We start from the raw sequence: 16,039 nt of genomic DNA on the forward strand, positions 1-16,039 counted from the left end.
AGCTAAAGACGAAGCATACATAGCCGCGATGATCAGACGGGAAATTTAAATATCTGTATAATAGATTTAGAAGAATTATGTATGACAGACCGAGGAGAAGTTCCAGAGGGCAGCTTAACCTTTTCTATTCAATAATTACAGGTAATGAAAAATTCACAATAATAAAAGAACTAAAACTTAGATTCTACGCATCAAGCGTATCATTGGAGAGATTTCATTGACAGATAAACAACTGCCTATTATGCAAGTGATCCCCGAGCTTAAACATACACTGCAATCTCATTCGGCGGCGGTACTGATTGCACAGCCGGGAGCGGGGAAAACGACGGTAACACCGCTGGAGCTACTGCATGAGCCGTGGCTGGTAGGGCAAAAGATAATTATGCTGGAGCCGAGGCGTTTGGCAGCACGTGCAGCAGCAGCACAAATGGCAAAAACGCTGGGAGAGCCCACCGGAAAGACGGTGGGCTACCGGGTTCGCATGGATACAAAAGTAGGGCCAAACACGCGGATTGAGGTGGTTACGGAAGGCGTACTCACCCGGATGTTGCAACATGATCAGGCGTTGGAGGGAGTCGGGCTGATTATTTTTGATGAGTTTCATGAACGCAGCCTGCATGCAGACTTGGGATTGGCACTTGCTCTACAAAGCCAGGCGTTGCTGCGACCGGATTTGAAGATATTGATCATGTCTGCCACCCTGGAGGCAGAGCCTGTATGCAGACTATTAGGGGATGCGCCATTGCTGGAATGTCCAGGCACTGTATTTCCGGTAGAAACCTTTCATATGTCCAAACCTTCGTCAACTTCATTAGAGTCCTTTACGGCTGAGACGGTAGAAAAGGCACTTCATACTCATGAAGGTGATCTGCTGGTGTTTTTACCAGGGGCTAGAGAAATTCACAGAACGGAACGAGAATTGGCTTCAAAGCATTTACCAGCACATGTCAAGGTCATTCCGCTGTATGGGAGCATGAAGCTGGAGCAGCAGGATGAGGCAATACGCCCGTCGGCTTCGGGCAGTCGAAAAGTGGTATTGGCCACCTCGATTGCCGAGTCTAGCTTGACCATAGCGGGGATCACGGTGGTGATCGATAGCGGACTGTCGCGGGAGTCGGTATTTTCCGCGCGGACCGGTATGAGCCGTTTGACCACCGTTAAGGTGTCCAAGGCCTCAGCCGACCAGCGGCGCGGACGGGCGGGGCGTCTCCAGCCGGGCGTATGCTACCGGCTGTGGAGCGCGCAGGAGCATGCAGCGCTCCCCGATGCCAGCCGCCCGGAAATCGCGGCAGCGGATCTGGCCCCGCTCGCGCTGGAGCTGGCGGCCTGGGGCGTGCGCGAGCCCGCCGAGCTGGCCTGGCTGGATGCCCCACTTGAGGCCGCGTACGGCCAGGCCACAGGTCTGCTGCACCAGCTCGGCTGTCTGGATGCAGCAGCCGATGGCACTACAGGCGGCATTACCGCGCATGGGCGCGAGGTGTCCGCCCTGGGCACGCACCCGCGCCTCGGGCACATGCTGTTGCGTGCTGCGGCACTCGGCCTGGCACCAACCGCCAGCCGTCTGGCTGCGCTGCTGCAAGAGCGGGACCCGTTCCGCGCCCATGGCGGAACGGATTTGCGCCCGCGGCTGGATGCCCTGCGCGAGGCGACCCATGCCCGCAGCACGCACAGCCTGCTGCGAACGGCAGACGATACGGTGATTCGCCGTATCGTGCAAGAGAGCCGGCAGTTGCTAGCCTCGCTGCCGACAGCAGCCGCAGCGCAGGACGAGCCTGACGGCTCCTCGGCCTGCGGGCTGCTGCTGGCCTTTGCGTATCCGGACCGGATTGCGCAGGGCCGGGGGGATGGCCGCTTTTTGCTTAGCGGCGGCCGAGGGACGCGACTCCGACAAGTGGAGTGGATGTCGCGTTCATCCTATCTCGTCGCCGCCGAAGTGGACGACGAGGGAGCAGATGGTGCCATTCAGTTGGCGGCACCGGTTGAACTGCAAGAGCTGACCCAGCATTGCAGCGATTTGTTGCTGGAACAAGCCAGCGTATACTGGGATAGCTCCGCCTCAGCAGTGAGAGCCCGCAAGGTACTGCGACTGGGCTCACTCGTCTTAAAGGAAACGTCCTATGAGCGACCTCCGGCAGAGGAAGTTGCTGCCGCCTTGATGCAGGGTGTCCGTGAACGCGGTCTGAAGCTGTTGTCATGGAATCGGCAAACCCTCCAGTTGCAGGCTCGTTTGATTTTTATGCACTTCTCAGCGCCTGAAGACTGGCCGGACTGCACGGAATTGGCATTGCTGGATTCACTGGAATCGTGGCTGTTGCCTTTTGCTCTAGGAGCCAAAAACGTATCCGATCTGCAACGGCTGGACAGTGCTGCATTGCTGCTTGGCAGGCTGGACTGGGAACAGCGGCAGCAGCTTGATCAGGAAGCGCCGACGCATATCCGTGTACCCAGCGGTTCCCGCATTCCTGTCGATTATTCGAATCCTGAGGCACCAGCGCTGGCCGTACGACTACAAGAATTGTTTGGTATGAGGGATACGCCTCGTATTGGACGCGGACGTGTGCCCATTGTATTGCATTTACTGTCACCTGCCCAGCGACCTGTCCAAGTGACATCCGACTTGTCTAGCTTCTGGAGGGAGGCTTATTTTGAAGTCAAAAAGGACCTGAAAGGCAGATATCCCAAGCATTATTGGCCGGATGATCCACTGGAAGCTGTGGCGACCAACAGAGCAAAGCCAAAGCGTTAAATAGAAGCTGTTTTATGCTAATCGACTTTTTGAATTTTTGTAAAATCGTTTAAACGTCATAATAGCGGGGTAATGAAAAACGAACCACTCAACACTAAAATATTGGGAGGCAACTATCATGGCTAATAACTTAAACGATTATAATGAAAAGAAGATTGTTGGTGTTTTTGATACAGAGCAGGAAGCATCTCGTGCGATAGGACAATTGCAGAGCAAAGGAATCCCAAGCAGTGAAATTTCTGTGATCACCCGTGACCGTGACGAGTTGAGGACGATTAGTGAAGAGACAGGCACCAAAGCACCGGAGGGTGTAGCGACCGGTGCGGCTACCGGCGGCGTTGTAGGCGGCGTTGCTGGGTTGCTGGCGGGCATCGGGGCCTTGGCTATTCCAGGTATCGGACCAATCCTCGCTGCTGGACCTATCGCGGCTACCCTTACCGGAGCAGCTGTCGGAGCGGGAGCAGGTGGCTTGGTCGGTGGACTGGTCGGGCTGGGTATTCCGGAAGATGATGCACGTCAATACGAGACTTACGTCGATCAGGGCAAGATTTTAGTGCTGGTGGACTCCGCTGACCATAACAGGGATGTTTATGATATTTTCCGCACCAACCGTTCGCTGAATGCGGATCGTTACAGAACGTATGATGATACGTTGGCAGACACGCCGCGTACAGATGCATACACAGATACGAGAAGGAACCTGTAAAAACCTAACGGCTAGTTGAGAACGTGATCTAACAGGCTTTCCTATCTCCTTTGTATATGGGTTGTTTCTACAGCAGCAGTCTCCCCGAGAGGGAGGACTGCTGTTTTTACATATTTGTGGATCATAGAATAAATCTGAGATAAATGATGCTAAGCTTGCCGTTGGCACGTTTAACCTTCTATATATTTTTACAGAATTGTCGTTATAATAGATTGAGGATTTTGAAAAAATCCTGGATTTATAAATTGCTAGATGTAACAGGAGAGTGGCATGAGTCAAAAAGAGAGAATTTCCGAAGTCGCTTTGCTGAGAGGGCTGGCTTTTGCGGCCGTTGTTCTTCAGCATTCCGTCGCACACTATGCGGTTGCGCAGGGGGCGCGCGTCCAGGACGGGGTATTGATGACACTTTTACTGCTGTGTTCCAAATTTGCAGTTCCTGTGTTTGTATTTATCACTGGAATGGTGCTATTTTACAATTATGATGGAGCCTTAAAGTACGGAACGTTTTTACGTAAAAGATTCCTGGACATCATCGTTCCTTATATCATATGGTCTCTTTTATACGAATTGGGAAATCAGCTTGCTCAAAGTGGAGGATATATTCACCCGCTGGATTTTTTCCAGAAGCTGTTGAACGGGAAAAGTAGCTATCATCTGTGGTACATCGTAATGATTATTCAATGTTATGTGTTATTTCCTGTGTTTCGTTATGCTGTCCGTCGTTTGTCTGCGCTACTGCCATCAACATGGCGACCCGCTGCATTGGCTGTATTCGGCGTGCTATATATTTTGCTCATGTTCGCCGTTGGACCCGTATACCAAGCGATGGATAAGCTCCAGCTTCCGGTCATTACCTCTTGGTTTACCCTGTACGCTGACCGGAATGTGATCTACTTTTTCTTTTATTTTGTGCTGGGAGCGGCAGCCGGGATGAACGTCAAGCGTTGGAATGCATGGGTAACCAAAGCACAAATGATATACTGGCCGTTGTTTATCGTAATTACTGGCTACTTGCTGTATGAGATGATCGGTCAGTTCCAGACACCGCAAGGTACAGTTCTTTCCTTTAACTATTTGTCTCTGCTGCGTCCGGTCATGGCTGTATATTGCGTCGCGTCTATTTTTGTAGCTTATCGGGTAGCGACGTGGATTGCTCATAAGGGGGGACGTGCGGCGAGTATGCTGACGGCCATCGGAACGTTGTCCTATGGAGCGTATCTCATGCATGCCTTTATGCTGCGTGTGACCTATTATTTTGACGAGACGTTGTTTGCAGACTGGAGCCACGTTCTTCGTATGCTGGCTTCATTCGTTCTCTGTATGATCTTTTCCGTTGCCGGAACATGGCTGCTGGCACGTTTGCCTCTGGGCAAATGGATCGTGGGGCTTCGGGTTCGTCCTCGCCCGACTGGGAGTCCGCCAGCCGTACAAAAGCAAGCTTGATTTGATAATCCAATCACATATGTTCACAAGAGTATCCCAAAGCCAAGAAATAAGGCCAAGGGATACTTTTTTAACTGATATTATATTATTTCAACATATGAAAAGTTCATAATAGTAAACCATAAACTCATTTCTCAGCACTTCGCACACTACTCTATATCGCCTCATTCTATATCTCTCGCCATCTTAAAACAGGTCACAAGGGATGGAGAGTTCTCATAAGCTCTCATATCATCAAAGGAAATAGTCTATGGACGCAGAGTGGTTTATAATGGAAGGTAAGGTGTATGAATAAGGTGTGGAGGAGGCTGTGAAATGGCGTTTATGATATCCCAGCGGGCTTTTATCAAAATTTATCTGATCACAATGGTGGAGAGGCATCGCGGTTATGGATATCAGATGCTCGAATCGATGAAGGATGAGTTTAGTGGGTTTGGATATGTTCCGCCTCAGAGCGAAGTTTACCGGGCGCTGCATGAGCTGGTACAGGAAGGCGTTTTTTACCGTACCAAGCGATTGAAAGGAACAGACCCGCGCGTGGATTTTCAGGAGATTGTACTCTATCACTTTACAGATGATGGGGAGGAGAAAGCACGATTGTACAAGAAGCAGGTCAAAGCTGATTTGGACCGTTGCTTAGGTATGCTGCACAAAGCGGAACAAGACAACTATTCCTAACCACGAAAGGATGAGAATGATGGGTAGAAAGCTGAAATGGGGAATTTTAGGCACTGCGGAGATCGCCCAAATCGCTGTAATTCCTGCGATTCAGCAATCCGAACGCGGAGAAGTGCTTGGGATTGCTAGTCGTAATGCGGATAAAGCCGCTGAGGCCGCCCGGGAGTTCGATATTCCAAAAAGTTATGGAAGCTATGATGAACTGTTGGCTGATCCCGAAATCGGAGCGGTGTACATTCCGTTGCCAAACCATCTGCATGAGGAGTGGACCATTCGGGCGGCGGAGGCTGGGAAGCACGTTTTGTGTGAAAAACCATCTTCTCTTAGCTCGGCCGGTACAAGCCGCATGATTGAAGCATGTCAACGTGCAGGAGTGATCTTTGCAGAGGCTTTTATGTATCGCTATCATCCCAAACATCGAAGAATTAAGGAAATTATCAATAGTGGGGAAATTGGTGACATTCGCGGCATCCATTGCACGTTTACGTTTAACAATACCGATCAGGCAGATAATGTGCGCTTTAATAAAAACATGGGCGGCGGCTCGCTATATGATGTGGGTGTCTATCCGATATCAGCCGCTCGTATGTATTTGGATCGGGAGCCGGAGGCAGTGACGGTACATGCCTTATTTTCCCCGGAGCATGACAACGTCGATATGATGGCTTCCGGCTTGCTGGAATTTCCGGGTGGAATCAATCTTACTTTCGATTGTGGCATGTGGGCAGCCAATCGTTCCAACATGGAGATTCTCGGTAGCAAGGGTACGATTGCGATGCCCAAAATGTTCGGCTGGGAAAGAACGTCTGTGGTACCGCAAATTTTCGTCCACGTCGGTTCGGTTACGCGTGAGGAACGTCTGAAAGGTTTTAATTCCTTTGAACTACAAGCGGATGCTTTTGCTAAAGCGGTGCTTGACGGTGTCCCGTTGCCGTATGAGCCAGAAGATGCGGTGAGCAATATGAAAGTGATCGATGCTTGTATTGAGTCAGCTCGCAGTCGGAAACGGATAGAAATTGGATAAGCGGTGTACCGTATTCCTAGAAGATCTAAAAAAGCAGCCTTGTCAAAAGGACAAGCTGCTTTTTTAGATGACAAATACATAGGTATTTTCAATGAGTCTTTGGACATTCGAGCATCACATATTTTCATCATAATCTGTGACATCACGCTTGGCGGCAGTTGCAGGCGAATTCGATGTACCGTATTTTTCCACGGCGTCCCATGCGCCCGCATCGTCAAATCGTCCTGCATTCCGTTGGCGAACCTCACCTGCACCCTTGGGCGGCGGAGTCATGACCTGTTCCTCTATCGGACGGTCATTCGATAATTCTCGAGTTGGCGTGTGCTCGACGGTATAGGCTGTATATGGAATGGCTTGTAACCGTTCAAAAGGAATTTCTTCCCCGCTCTCCACACAAATTCCATACGTCCCATCCTTTATCCGCTGAAGGGCTGCATTGACTTGCTCCAGCTCGTTTTGCAGCGAATCATTAATCGCCAGATCACGGGACCGTTCAAAGGTTTCTGTCCCTATATCAGCAGGGTGATTGTCATAGGACGAGAGCTCACCTGTGGAATCTGTCAGTGTTTCTCCCAATTGAGCGTTTGCATGACCATTTTGTTCAAAATGCTTTTCTAAATCCTTTTTCTGCTCCAACAACATATGTTTCAGCTCTGCAAGCTGCGAATCGTTCAAATGATTCATGATCATCTCTCCCCTTCGTGGTCTGTATAAGTGACACGTATGCTCTTTTATACCCGTTCATAGGGCCAGGCAATCAGCAGAGACTTTTATTCCCAGCCTAGAATGTGATATAAAAAGAATAGTGTGTTAAGGAGGGAATAACCGATGGATGAACATATGAAGCGTCGTCTGGAAAAGCAAAAGCAGTTGTTTAAGCAACTGGGCATTCAGCTGGACGCGCTCTCCATTCATGAGAAACAGTTTAAGAATAAAATGCGCGGCTATGATCCGGACGAGGTGGATGCCTTTCTGGATGAAGTGATCAAGGATTACGAACGCTTTTATGCGAATATAGCCGACCTGATGGATAAGTGGCAGGAGCAGCAGGCAACCATACGTGATTTGAAAAATGCACCCAAGCCTGCCGCCGACCTTAATGGACTTGACCGTCGTCAACTGGAGGATATCGTTAAGCAGTTGGAATATAGTGTACGCCAATTAAAAGTGCGAGTACGTCCTGAAAATGACTATTTTCCGGAGTAAGGTGCAGTAAGCACTGTGTTGGTGCCTCTATTGTGGTATGATGGAAACATGCATTTTACCAAACATTTAATGAGGCACACACATAAAGGTGGTTAACATGAGTACCCATTTTTCCGTTAGTATCCATTGTCTGCTTCTTCTGGCTGAAGGGGCACCGGAGCGAATGACATCGTCACTTATTGCTTCCAGCATCAATACAAACCCGGTAGTTGTGAGAAGGATTATGAGCCGACTCAAGCAAGCGGGTTTGGTGGATTCGTCGCCTGGAGCACGCGGCTTTCGTCTAAGCATGTCCAGTTCAAACATCAATCTGAAAATGATCTATGAGGCGACCAAGGATGAAGGTCCGTTGTTCGCCATCCATACCGATAGCAATCATAATTGTGAGGTAGGCAGGAACATAGACGCATTGTTGGATGGTTTATATACCGTGGCAGAGCAGAAAATACAGGCGTTTTTCGAGACCGTTACGCTGCGAGATCTGGAGCAGGCACTTCAGCAGCGCGTGGGGCAACAAAGTTCATCTGTGTAAAGACGCTGGTAAGGAGAAATTGATATGAAAATCATCGTACTTTCAGACACTCATATGCCGCATAGAAGCAAAACGTTGCCTAGTCGGCTTGTACAGGAGTTAAAAGGCAGTGACCTTATTCTCCATGCCGGAGACTGGACGGATTGGTTCGTATATGAACGTCTAGCTGAGTTTGCGCCTGTGCAAGGCATTGCCGGAAACAATGATGGAATGGACATCGTGGAGCGTTTAGGCTATCAGCGAATCGTTGAAGCCCAAGGCAAGCGGATCGGTATGGTTCACGGTCACGGCTGGCGAGGAACGACAGAAAATATCGCATTGAATACGTTTAAGGGAGAAACGCTGGATTGTCTGATTTATGGACATTCGCATATTCCGGTGGTCAAAACGATTGACGGTCAGCTTGTCCTTAATCCGGGGTCTCCGACGGACAAACGTGGCGAAGACGAATATTCATTTATCGTGCTGACGATTGAAGCTGATCAGATGGAAGCACAGCTTGTTCTTTATCCAGATAAACATTGATTTAAAACCAACAACTGTTGATTAAAGGGGAAGCTATGGCTATTTTTGAATTAGAACCAATGAAGCATCATGTGTTGATCTGCAATGGAGGCACATGTATGCGACATGAGGGTGAAGAAGTTACACAGGCAATTCGGGATGAAATTCGTAAACAAAATGCAGAAGCATATATTCACACGACCAGAACTCGCTGTAATGGGCGTTGTCATGATGCTGCGGTTGTGATCGTATATCCTCAAGGGGACTGGTATGGTCAAATGACCCCCGACTCGGGGACTCAACTGGTGCAGAAGCTCGTAACGGGAGAGAAGCTGGAACCTCATCTTTTTCATGAGTGTACAGGTCAATCCAGTTCGGAATAATTCAATCAACCATCTATAAGTACATGAGTAGAGAAAATCTTTGCAGAGATTTTCTCTTTTTTGCGTTTAATCCCCGATGTGAAAGGTAAAAGTATACTGTGGACACCAATCCGATAGGGAGGGAAGTAAAATGGCCCCATTTGAAGATAACCTGTACGATCAGAATCAGCAGAAAGGACAGACGGGGAAAGGAACAACGGAGTCTAAACATCAGAAACAGTCGATCAATCGAGATCATGCAGAGCAGTATCCGACAGAGCAGGAAAGCTTGTTCGACCGTTTTGAGATCGAGCAGACGGTAGACGCCATTCCTGTAGAGGATTTGAAGATGGAAAGACAGGAGGAGAGAGACAAGGATGCAACCAAGCACACCTCTTCCAGTGAGAAAAAATATAATAGTGGCGTATAATTATCAACTAACTGGTAATATTTAAAAAGAAAACTCTTGACTTTAAGATATATGTAATGTATATTAAGTTACGAAAAGTAATTAATTTTTCTCAGGAGGTAACAAAATGGCTAAAGACTTCTTCACAGCTCTGAAAGACAGACGCTCCTATTATGGTATTAGCAAAGAACAGGTCATTTCTGACCAACGGATTCAAGAGATTGTAGAGGAAGCTGTTAAGTACACACCTACCTCGTTCAACTCCCAAACTTCACGTGCTGTAGTGTTGCTCGGAGAGCATCATGATAAACTGTGGAATATTACAGAAGATATTTTACGTGAGGTTGTAGGCAATGAGGAGCAATTCAAGTCTACTGCCGAGAAAATGAACGGTTTCCGCAGCGGATACGGAACAGTCTTGTTCTTTGAAGACAATAACGTGGTGGCTGGTCTGCAACAACAATTTGAAGCCTATGCGGACAATTTCCCAATCTGGTCCAACCAATCTAATGGTATGTTGCAATTGGTAGTATGGACGGCTCTGGAGCAAGAAGGACTGGGGGCATCCCTTCAGCATTACAACCCATTGATTGATGAAAAAGTGAAAAACGAATGGAACATTCCTGAGCATTGGAAACTGATTGCTGAAATGCCATTTGGTAAACCGACATTCCAACCAGGTGAAAAAGAATTCCAGCCTGTTGAAGAACGCGTAAAAACATTTAAATAATTATAATTTTCACGATAAAATGACGATTCAGGCTCGACCTGGTAAAGCACTGTGGGTATCCACAGTGCTTTTTGTCATTCCATTTTTAAGGCATATAAGCTTTGATATGTACGGACACAGGGGTTAATTCATCCGTTAGTGGGTGATATTATGTTTAAAATTGGATGAGAAGTTTACATAGGTGTTATTGCGATTTTATGCAGATGTCTAGGATAACGCGCATTCAAAGGAGGAAAAGTTATGAACTATGATTGCATTATTGTTGGTGGGGGAATTGCCGGATTGCAAGCAGCGATTCAATTGGGGAGATACAGCAGTCATCGAGTTCTAGTGATAGATTCGGGCTATGGTCGATCTACGCTATGCCACCAGTATCATAATATTTTGGGCTTTCCTGACGGAATTTCTGGTGAAGAGCTGCGACGGCTTGGACGTAATGAAGCTACAAAACTAGGTACTGAGTTTATTGTAGGGAAGGTGGTAAAAGCCGCCAAAAGGGATGAGCTTTTTGACATTCAAGTGGAGGAAGGCTCCGTGTATTCGTCAAAGACGCTGCTGTTGGCGACAGGGCTAACGGACCGTTTTCCAAAACTGGATGGGTTACAAGCCTGCTTGGGCAACGGTGTATATGTGTGCCCGGATTGTGACGGTTATGAGGTTCAGGATCGCAGTACGGTCGTCATGGGGGCAGGCAAAGCAGGAGCTTCCATGGCTCTGATTTTATCAGCGCGCACCGATCAACTTGTATATGTCAATCATGAGCGTTCAGAGGTGCCGGACGAGCTGAGCGAAAAGCTGCGGGAAAAAGGGATTGGCTATAAGGAAGCCGCTATTTCTGAGATTATAACCGGAGAACCGGGCTGTTTTGAAGGAGTGCGGCTGGCCGATGGACAAGTAGTTCGAGCAGAGCGGGGCTTTTTAGCTTTTGGCAGCAATCATGTTCATTCAGAGCTGGCAGAGCAACTGGGTGTACATCTGCTGCATAATAAGCACATTGAAACTCATCCTCGCAGCAAAATGACAAATGTGGAAAATGTATGGGTAGCCGGGGACTTAGGGGCTCATGCCGAACAAGCGACTGTAGCGATGGGAGAAGGAGCTATGTCAGCGATTTGGATACACAAGGTATTAACGGGTATGAAAACAAAAGTACCGCAGCTCTGAGAGCTGCGGTTTAGAACGATGGGCGTGTACTCGTTGGGAGATGAAGTTCGAAGCGTTTTAATTGATCGCTCATGCCGTACTTACGTAAAATTTCTGTCTGTTTGTTGCCGATAAGATCAAAATGCGGATAGGGCTGACGTTGATGAATATATTGGGGGTCCAATCCGTTATGGTTGCACCATAAGCGCAGCTTGTCCAAATTAGAACATCCCACCTTGGTGACGGTTGTAATGCCTGGAAAGCGATCATCCACCCAGTAATGTGTCAGAAAAGCAATTTCACCACGACTGACCTCTCTTTTCCAGGCCATAAGCTCCTGCCGGGTAATGCCAAATGCCATCGTTCTCTTCCCTCCTTGGCTCAGACTGAAATCATGAGCTGCTGCGTGGTTGTTCCATTATTTTCGTACTGTAGTCTGTATTATGATCCACATGGGGTAACACAATAACAGGAGAACATGTGTGACGATCTCCTGTTAGAAGTTAAAGCCATCTCTCGGCCCAGCTCTCCACACCATTCAATGCATCACCTAGCTCTTTACCCTTGCGTGTCAGCGAATACTCGGTACGCACAGGCCGCTCTGTGATGACATTGCGAAGGATCAGGCCGGAAAGCTCTAGTTCCTTGATGCGTTCGTTCAGCATGCGTTTGCTAAGATCGGGTATGGAGACGTGAATTTCACTAAATCGTTTGGGATGTTCCATCAAAGTATGAATGATGAGAGCGGTCCATTTTTTGCTGATGATCTGAAAGGACTGTTCCACCTTACCGCACAAAAGCTTAGGCTGCCTGTCGTCGCTCATCTGAATCCCCTCAATTTCATTGTTGTTTTAAACAGTATACTAAAAGTAACTCTGTATACCAATAGTAACTATAACGCTTTGTGTCAACTGTGACAAATTTAACATTTTTTTCTCTTTCCTTTCGTCAATCATACCACAGAAAACGTTATCATTACAGGATATATCGAATGTTCACGATTTCGCTAAAATTTGATTGACTTGCCCCTTATTTTGGGTGTATTATGGGTTACGTTAATTCCTCAGGTAACTTTTAATAACCTCATCTTTATAATGGGAAGAAGGAATAATTCATGGATTCAATGACATTTGTCTTATTTGGAGCGACAGGGGATTTGGCTAAACGTAAAATTTACCCTGCCTTGTATAATTTGTTTGTAGAAGGTAAAATTCCGGCTTCCTTTTCTGTAATTGGGATGGGGCGTCGTGAAGTGGCAGACGAGCAATTTCAAAGTAATGTAGAGCAATCCATTAAGGATTTTTCCAGACACGTGAATGAAGACCGTGCACAGATGGATCAGTTCTTAAGTGCTTTCCGTTACAGCGCATTGAACGTCAACCACCCGGAAGATTATAAAAAGCTGCTACAGCTTGCTGAGCAACGTGAAAATGACTTGGGAATTCCGGGGAACCGCATGTTTTACTTATCGGTGGCACCGGAATTTTTTGATGTGATTGCCCTCAATATTCGGGAGAGTGGTTTAGCTGAAACAAAGGGTTGGAAACGGCTCATTATCGAAAAACCATTTGGTCACGATCTGGAATCCGCACGTGAGTTGAATGATCGTCTGAGCAGAACCTTTGCTGAGGATGAGATTTATCGTATTGACCATTACTTAGGCAAGCCCATGGTTCAAAACCTTGAAGCCTTAAAATTCGCTAATCCGTTGCTTCAAGGAATATGGAACAATCAGTACATCGCCAATGTGCAAATTACCGCTTCTGAGACTGTAGGAGTAGAGGAGCGAGCAGGATACTATGATCACTCCGGCGCTATTCGTGATATGGTACAAAATCACATGCTGCAGGTATTGATGATGGCGGCTATGAACAAGCCGGGACATGTCACGGCTGACCAGGTGCGTGACGAAAAAAGCAAGGTTATGGACGCGCTTCGTGCACTTGATCCTTCTGATATTGCTTCCAGCGTGGTTAGAGGCCAATATACCAACGGTGAGATCAACGGAAAAGCAGTTCCTTCCTATAAAGAAGAGCCGAATATCGGACCTGATTCGCAAAATGATACTTTCATTTCAGCTCGCCTATGGATTGACAACGAACAATGGTCGGGTGTGCCGTTCTATATTCGTACCGGCAAACGCATGAAAGAAAAATCTACTCGTATCGTCGTGGAATTCAAAAAGGACAGCACAGATCCTTATGCCGCTCAAGGGCAACCGACTGACCCGAACCTGCTGATCATCCATGTTAACCCGGATGAAAAGGTAACGCTGCGTCTGAACAGCAGAGATCCGCTGAACAATGGTCAACTGGAGACGGTTCTGATGAATTATCATTCCGAGGCCAAGGATGTACCAGAAGCCTATGAACGCCTCATCTTTGATGCACTGCGCGGAGATTCCACCTTTTTTGCTCATTGGAACGAAGTTGAGCTTTCATGGGTGTGGGTTCAACCTGTACTGGAAGCTTTTGCTCGTGGTGAGGTTCCACTACACACGTATGCAGCAGGCTCTTACGGTCCAGAAGCTTCAGATCAAATGTTAGAGGAGCAAGGCTTTACATGGTGGCTGGATGAAAAAACCGAAAGCTCTGAGAAAGCAGTCGTTCGTTCTTAACAGTAACAAGAAAGTATATACAAAATATGTTTGCTACGGCAGGAGGCCTTTACTATGCAAGTAGGATTAATTGGTTTGGGAAAAATGGGTTTGAATCTCGGGAAAAATTTGATTGATCATAAGCATGAACTTGTCGCTTACGACGTTAATGCAGCCGCAATCCAAGAAATGAAGGATTATGGAGCTAAAGGTGCTTCTACATTGGAAGAGCTTGTACAGGCAACTCAATCCCCTAGAGTATTATGGATCATGGTTCCTCACCAAATTGTTGATTCTGTGCTGGATCAGCTTCAACCGATGTTGTCCAAAGGGGACATCATTATTGAAGGTGGTAATTCTCATTACAAAGAGTCTATTGCTCGTCATGCCCGTCTAAAAGAACATGGAATCAGCTTCATGGATGCTGGAACTTCAGGCGGGATGGAAGGCGCACGCAATGGCGCTTGTTATATGATCGGTGGCGATCCGGAAGCTTGGGCGGTTGTTGAGACTGTTTTCCGCGACACAGCAGTGGAAAATGGATATTTGTACGCAGGTAAATCCGGAAGCGGACATTTTCTGAAAATGGTTCATAACGGTGTGGAATACGGCATGATGGCTTCCATCGGTGAAGGATTTGAAGTGCTGGAAAAAAGCAACTTTGACTTTGATTATGAACAAGTAGCGCGTGTGTGGAACAACGGTTCTGTTATCCGCTCTTGGTTGATGGGCTTAACTGAACGTGCATTCTCCAAAGATGCAAACCTGGACGAAATCCGTGGGGTTATGCACTCTTCTGGTGAAGGAAAATGGACGGTTGAAGAAGCGTTGGACATTCAGGCTGCTACACCAGTTATTGCCTTGTCCCTGCTGATGCGCTACCGGTCTCTTGATGCGGACACGTTCAACGGGAAAGTGGTTGCTGCACTGCGTAATGAATTTGGCGGTCACGCGGTAGAAAAGAAGTAATAACAATATAAGTTAGTATCTATCCCCGTAGCTTCACAACTGCGGGGATATTGCTATATGTTTTGGCGTTTATTGGATTTTTGCATAACCTGCATATGCATATTTTTCCTTGTATATCCGCACAATAGGTGAAAAAGGCGGAAGGATGAATAGCAAATGTGCAAAAGGTTTTCGTTATCGGCTGATGTAGATGAGGTGAGGGATCACTTTGGTATACAACGGGTGATGTATTATTACAAAACACGCTATAACATGAGTCCTACTCAGCATGTTCCAATTGTGCTGCATCAGGATGGAGAGCGGGTACTTGATGAATTTCGTTGGGGATTTATTCCCTACTGGGGCAAGGATTGTGTCAATGCAGACTTAAATACGGTTCGGGTAAATCCGAGTTATCGCAAGATGGCGGAAACCCGACGCTGTATCATTCCATGCAATGGATTTTATTATTGGCGAAAAGTAGGCAAACGCATGTGTGCTGTAAGGGTGGTACTGCCGGAACAGAAGATGTTTGCGGTCGCGGGGCTATATGAAGTATGGCATGATAGTCGTAAGGAGCCTTTACGCACCTGTACGATGATGACAGTTCATGCTAATACGGATATACGTGAATTCGATACCCGCATGCCAGCTATTTTGGAAGCTGATCATATAGATTCATGGCTGGATCCGTCTGTCCAGAACATAGATGAGCTGCTGCCTCTATTGCGCACGTATGAGCAAGGCGACATGAACATCTATCCAGTGACCCCGCTGGTGGCCAATGATGAACATGATAACCGTGAATGTATTCAGGAAATGGATTTGCAGTGGTCCTGGATTAAACCTTAAACGTATGGAGATTTTCATCCATTATTGATCATAAGCTTCCCGCCACCTGCATAGGTATGTATTGGGGAACAAGCGTCATGATCCGGGGAGAGGGGAAACGGCCGAAGGAGTATCTCATATGGGATGGAGGCGATTGGAATGAGTAACGATACACTCATCC

Annotated in this window: 18 protein-coding genes; 15 read left to right on the forward strand and 3 right to left on the reverse strand. The window is 47.3% G+C overall.

Annotation, left to right across the window (positions count from 1 at the left end; all coding sequences use genetic code 11):
• The first annotated feature begins 217 nt into the window (after positions 1 to 217).
• The 5 genes from hrpB (at position 218) to NSQ57_RS10450 (ending at position 6,597) form a co-directional block, all read left to right on the forward strand.
• A complete protein-coding gene (hrpB, locus tag NSQ57_RS10430; protein WP_342425983.1) occupies positions 218 to 2,746 on the forward strand; it encodes an ATP-dependent helicase HrpB in 2,529 nt (842 codons plus the stop codon).
• Between the two features lie 118 nt (positions 2,747 to 2,864).
• Positions 2,865 to 3,452 (forward strand): general stress protein, encoded by a 588-nt coding sequence (locus tag NSQ57_RS10435; RefSeq protein WP_029519034.1) that lies wholly within the window; start codon positions 2,865 to 2,867, stop codon positions 3,450 to 3,452.
• A 270-nt stretch (positions 3,453 to 3,722) separates the two neighbouring features.
• Entirely contained in the window at positions 3,723 to 4,895 is a 1,173-nt protein-coding gene (locus tag NSQ57_RS10440) for an acyltransferase (protein ID WP_029519036.1), read from the forward strand.
• 315 nt (positions 4,896 to 5,210) lie between these two features.
• A complete protein-coding gene (locus NSQ57_RS10445) occupies positions 5,211 to 5,573 on the forward strand; it encodes a helix-turn-helix transcriptional regulator (RefSeq protein WP_013310011.1) in 363 nt (120 codons plus the stop codon).
• Positions 5,574 to 5,592: 19 nt separating this feature from the next.
• On the forward strand, positions 5,593 to 6,597 hold the full coding sequence (locus tag NSQ57_RS10450) for a Gfo/Idh/MocA family oxidoreductase (protein ID WP_029519037.1): 1,005 nt from the start codon (positions 5,593 to 5,595) through the stop codon (positions 6,595 to 6,597).
• 114 nt (positions 6,598 to 6,711) lie between these two features.
• On the opposite strand, the gene NSQ57_RS10455 is transcribed toward NSQ57_RS10450, so the two are convergent.
• On the reverse strand, positions 6,712 to 7,281 hold the full coding sequence (locus tag NSQ57_RS10455) for a TraR/DksA C4-type zinc finger protein (protein ID WP_342425984.1): 570 nt from the start codon (positions 7,279 to 7,281) through the stop codon (positions 6,712 to 6,714).
• Between the two features lie 144 nt (positions 7,282 to 7,425).
• On the opposite strand from NSQ57_RS10455, the gene NSQ57_RS10460 reads away from it, so the two are divergent.
• From NSQ57_RS10460 to NSQ57_RS10490, 7 genes are all read left to right on the forward strand, one after another.
• The gene (locus NSQ57_RS10460) at positions 7,426 to 7,803 is read left to right on the forward strand and encodes a DivIVA domain-containing protein (RefSeq protein WP_071640627.1); all 378 of its coding nucleotides are present in this window, start codon (positions 7,426 to 7,428) and stop codon (positions 7,801 to 7,803) included.
• A gap of 97 nt (positions 7,804 to 7,900) precedes the next feature.
• Positions 7,901 to 8,335, forward strand: a complete 435-nt coding sequence (locus tag NSQ57_RS10465) for an Rrf2 family transcriptional regulator (protein ID WP_013310015.1) — start codon at positions 7,901 to 7,903, stop codon at positions 8,333 to 8,335.
• Between the two features lie 24 nt (positions 8,336 to 8,359).
• Entirely contained in the window at positions 8,360 to 8,860 is a 501-nt protein-coding gene (locus NSQ57_RS10470) for a metallophosphoesterase family protein (protein WP_103047811.1), read from the forward strand.
• 35 nt (positions 8,861 to 8,895) lie between these two features.
• On the forward strand, positions 8,896 to 9,222 hold the full coding sequence (locus NSQ57_RS10475; RefSeq protein ID WP_061830316.1) for a (2Fe-2S) ferredoxin domain-containing protein: 327 nt from the start codon (positions 8,896 to 8,898) through the stop codon (positions 9,220 to 9,222).
• A gap of 130 nt (positions 9,223 to 9,352) precedes the next feature.
• Complete coding sequence (locus NSQ57_RS10480) at positions 9,353 to 9,631, forward strand: hypothetical protein (protein ID WP_165147420.1); 279 nt, start codon at positions 9,353 to 9,355, stop codon at positions 9,629 to 9,631.
• Positions 9,632 to 9,737: 106 nt separating this feature from the next.
• Entirely contained in the window at positions 9,738 to 10,340 is a 603-nt protein-coding gene (locus tag NSQ57_RS10485) for a nitroreductase family protein (protein ID WP_025722870.1), read from the forward strand.
• Positions 10,341 to 10,580: 240 nt separating this feature from the next.
• Entirely contained in the window at positions 10,581 to 11,504 is a 924-nt protein-coding gene (locus tag NSQ57_RS10490; RefSeq protein WP_342425985.1) for an NAD(P)/FAD-dependent oxidoreductase, read from the forward strand.
• Positions 11,505 to 11,514: 10 nt separating this feature from the next.
• On the opposite strand, the gene NSQ57_RS10495 is transcribed toward NSQ57_RS10490, so the two are convergent.
• The gene (locus NSQ57_RS10495) at positions 11,515 to 11,844 is read right to left on the reverse strand and encodes a hypothetical protein (RefSeq protein ID WP_029519046.1); all 330 of its coding nucleotides are present in this window, start codon (positions 11,842 to 11,844) and stop codon (positions 11,515 to 11,517) included.
• Between the two features lie 142 nt (positions 11,845 to 11,986).
• Complete coding sequence (locus tag NSQ57_RS10500) at positions 11,987 to 12,307, reverse strand: helix-turn-helix domain-containing protein (protein WP_007430161.1); 321 nt, start codon at positions 12,305 to 12,307, stop codon at positions 11,987 to 11,989.
• 290 nt (positions 12,308 to 12,597) lie between these two features.
• Here NSQ57_RS10500 and zwf point away from each other — a divergent pair, with 290 nt between their 5' ends.
• The 3 genes from zwf (at position 12,598) to NSQ57_RS10515 (ending at position 15,879) form a co-directional block, all read left to right on the forward strand.
• Positions 12,598 to 14,100 carry a glucose-6-phosphate dehydrogenase gene (gene zwf, locus NSQ57_RS10505; RefSeq protein ID WP_342425986.1) on the forward strand — a complete coding sequence of 501 codons (1,503 nt, stop codon included), beginning with the start codon at positions 12,598 to 12,600 and terminating at the stop codon, positions 14,098 to 14,100.
• Positions 14,101 to 14,154: 54 nt separating this feature from the next.
• The gene (gnd, locus tag NSQ57_RS10510) at positions 14,155 to 15,048 is read left to right on the forward strand and encodes a phosphogluconate dehydrogenase (NAD(+)-dependent, decarboxylating) (RefSeq protein WP_342425987.1); all 894 of its coding nucleotides are present in this window, start codon (positions 14,155 to 14,157) and stop codon (positions 15,046 to 15,048) included.
• 156 nt (positions 15,049 to 15,204) lie between these two features.
• On the forward strand, positions 15,205 to 15,879 hold the full coding sequence (locus tag NSQ57_RS10515) for an SOS response-associated peptidase (RefSeq protein WP_342425988.1): 675 nt from the start codon (positions 15,205 to 15,207) through the stop codon (positions 15,877 to 15,879).
• Positions 15,880 to 16,039: the final 160 nt, after the last annotated feature.

Source organism: Paenibacillus sp. FSL L8-0502, from assembly GCF_038593055.1.
Classification (GTDB): domain Bacteria; phylum Bacillota; class Bacilli; order Paenibacillales; family Paenibacillaceae; genus Paenibacillus; species Paenibacillus polymyxa_D.

Bases quoted from the DNA above. Each gene is read 5' to 3' on its own strand.
- NSQ57_RS10465 (WP_013310015.1), top strand. From the start codon at position 7,901: ATGAGTACCCATTTTTCCGTTAGTATCCATTGTCTGCTTCTTCTGGCT.
- NSQ57_RS10515 (WP_342425988.1), top strand. From the start codon at position 15,205: ATGTGCAAAAGGTTTTCGTTATCGGCTGATGTAGATGAGGTGAGGGAT.
- NSQ57_RS10445 (WP_013310011.1), top strand. From the start codon at position 5,211: ATGGCGTTTATGATATCCCAGCGGGCTTTTATCAAAATTTATCTGATC.
- NSQ57_RS10460 (WP_071640627.1), top strand. From the start codon at position 7,426: ATGGATGAACATATGAAGCGTCGTCTGGAAAAGCAAAAGCAGTTGTTT.
- NSQ57_RS10470 (WP_103047811.1), top strand. From the start codon at position 8,360: ATGAAAATCATCGTACTTTCAGACACTCATATGCCGCATAGAAGCAAA.
- NSQ57_RS10440 (WP_029519036.1), top strand. From the start codon at position 3,723: ATGAGTCAAAAAGAGAGAATTTCCGAAGTCGCTTTGCTGAGAGGGCTG.
- NSQ57_RS10495 (WP_029519046.1), bottom strand. From the start codon at position 11,844: ATGGCATTTGGCATTACCCGGCAGGAGCTTATGGCCTGGAAAAGAGAG.
- NSQ57_RS10500 (WP_007430161.1), bottom strand. From the start codon at position 12,307: ATGAGCGACGACAGGCAGCCTAAGCTTTTGTGCGGTAAGGTGGAACAG.
- NSQ57_RS10490 (WP_342425985.1), top strand. From the start codon at position 10,581: ATGAACTATGATTGCATTATTGTTGGTGGGGGAATTGCCGGATTGCAA.
- NSQ57_RS10455 (WP_342425984.1), bottom strand. From the start codon at position 7,281: ATGAATCATTTGAACGATTCGCAGCTTGCAGAGCTGAAACATATGTTG.
- NSQ57_RS10450 (WP_029519037.1), top strand. From the start codon at position 5,593: ATGGGTAGAAAGCTGAAATGGGGAATTTTAGGCACTGCGGAGATCGCC.
- NSQ57_RS10485 (WP_025722870.1), top strand. From the start codon at position 9,738: ATGGCTAAAGACTTCTTCACAGCTCTGAAAGACAGACGCTCCTATTAT.
- NSQ57_RS10435 (WP_029519034.1), top strand. From the start codon at position 2,865: ATGGCTAATAACTTAAACGATTATAATGAAAAGAAGATTGTTGGTGTT.
- NSQ57_RS10475 (WP_061830316.1), top strand. From the start codon at position 8,896: ATGGCTATTTTTGAATTAGAACCAATGAAGCATCATGTGTTGATCTGC.
- gnd (WP_342425987.1), top strand. From the start codon at position 14,155: ATGCAAGTAGGATTAATTGGTTTGGGAAAAATGGGTTTGAATCTCGGG.
- zwf (WP_342425986.1), top strand. From the start codon at position 12,598: ATGGATTCAATGACATTTGTCTTATTTGGAGCGACAGGGGATTTGGCT.
- NSQ57_RS10480 (WP_165147420.1), top strand. From the start codon at position 9,353: ATGGCCCCATTTGAAGATAACCTGTACGATCAGAATCAGCAGAAAGGA.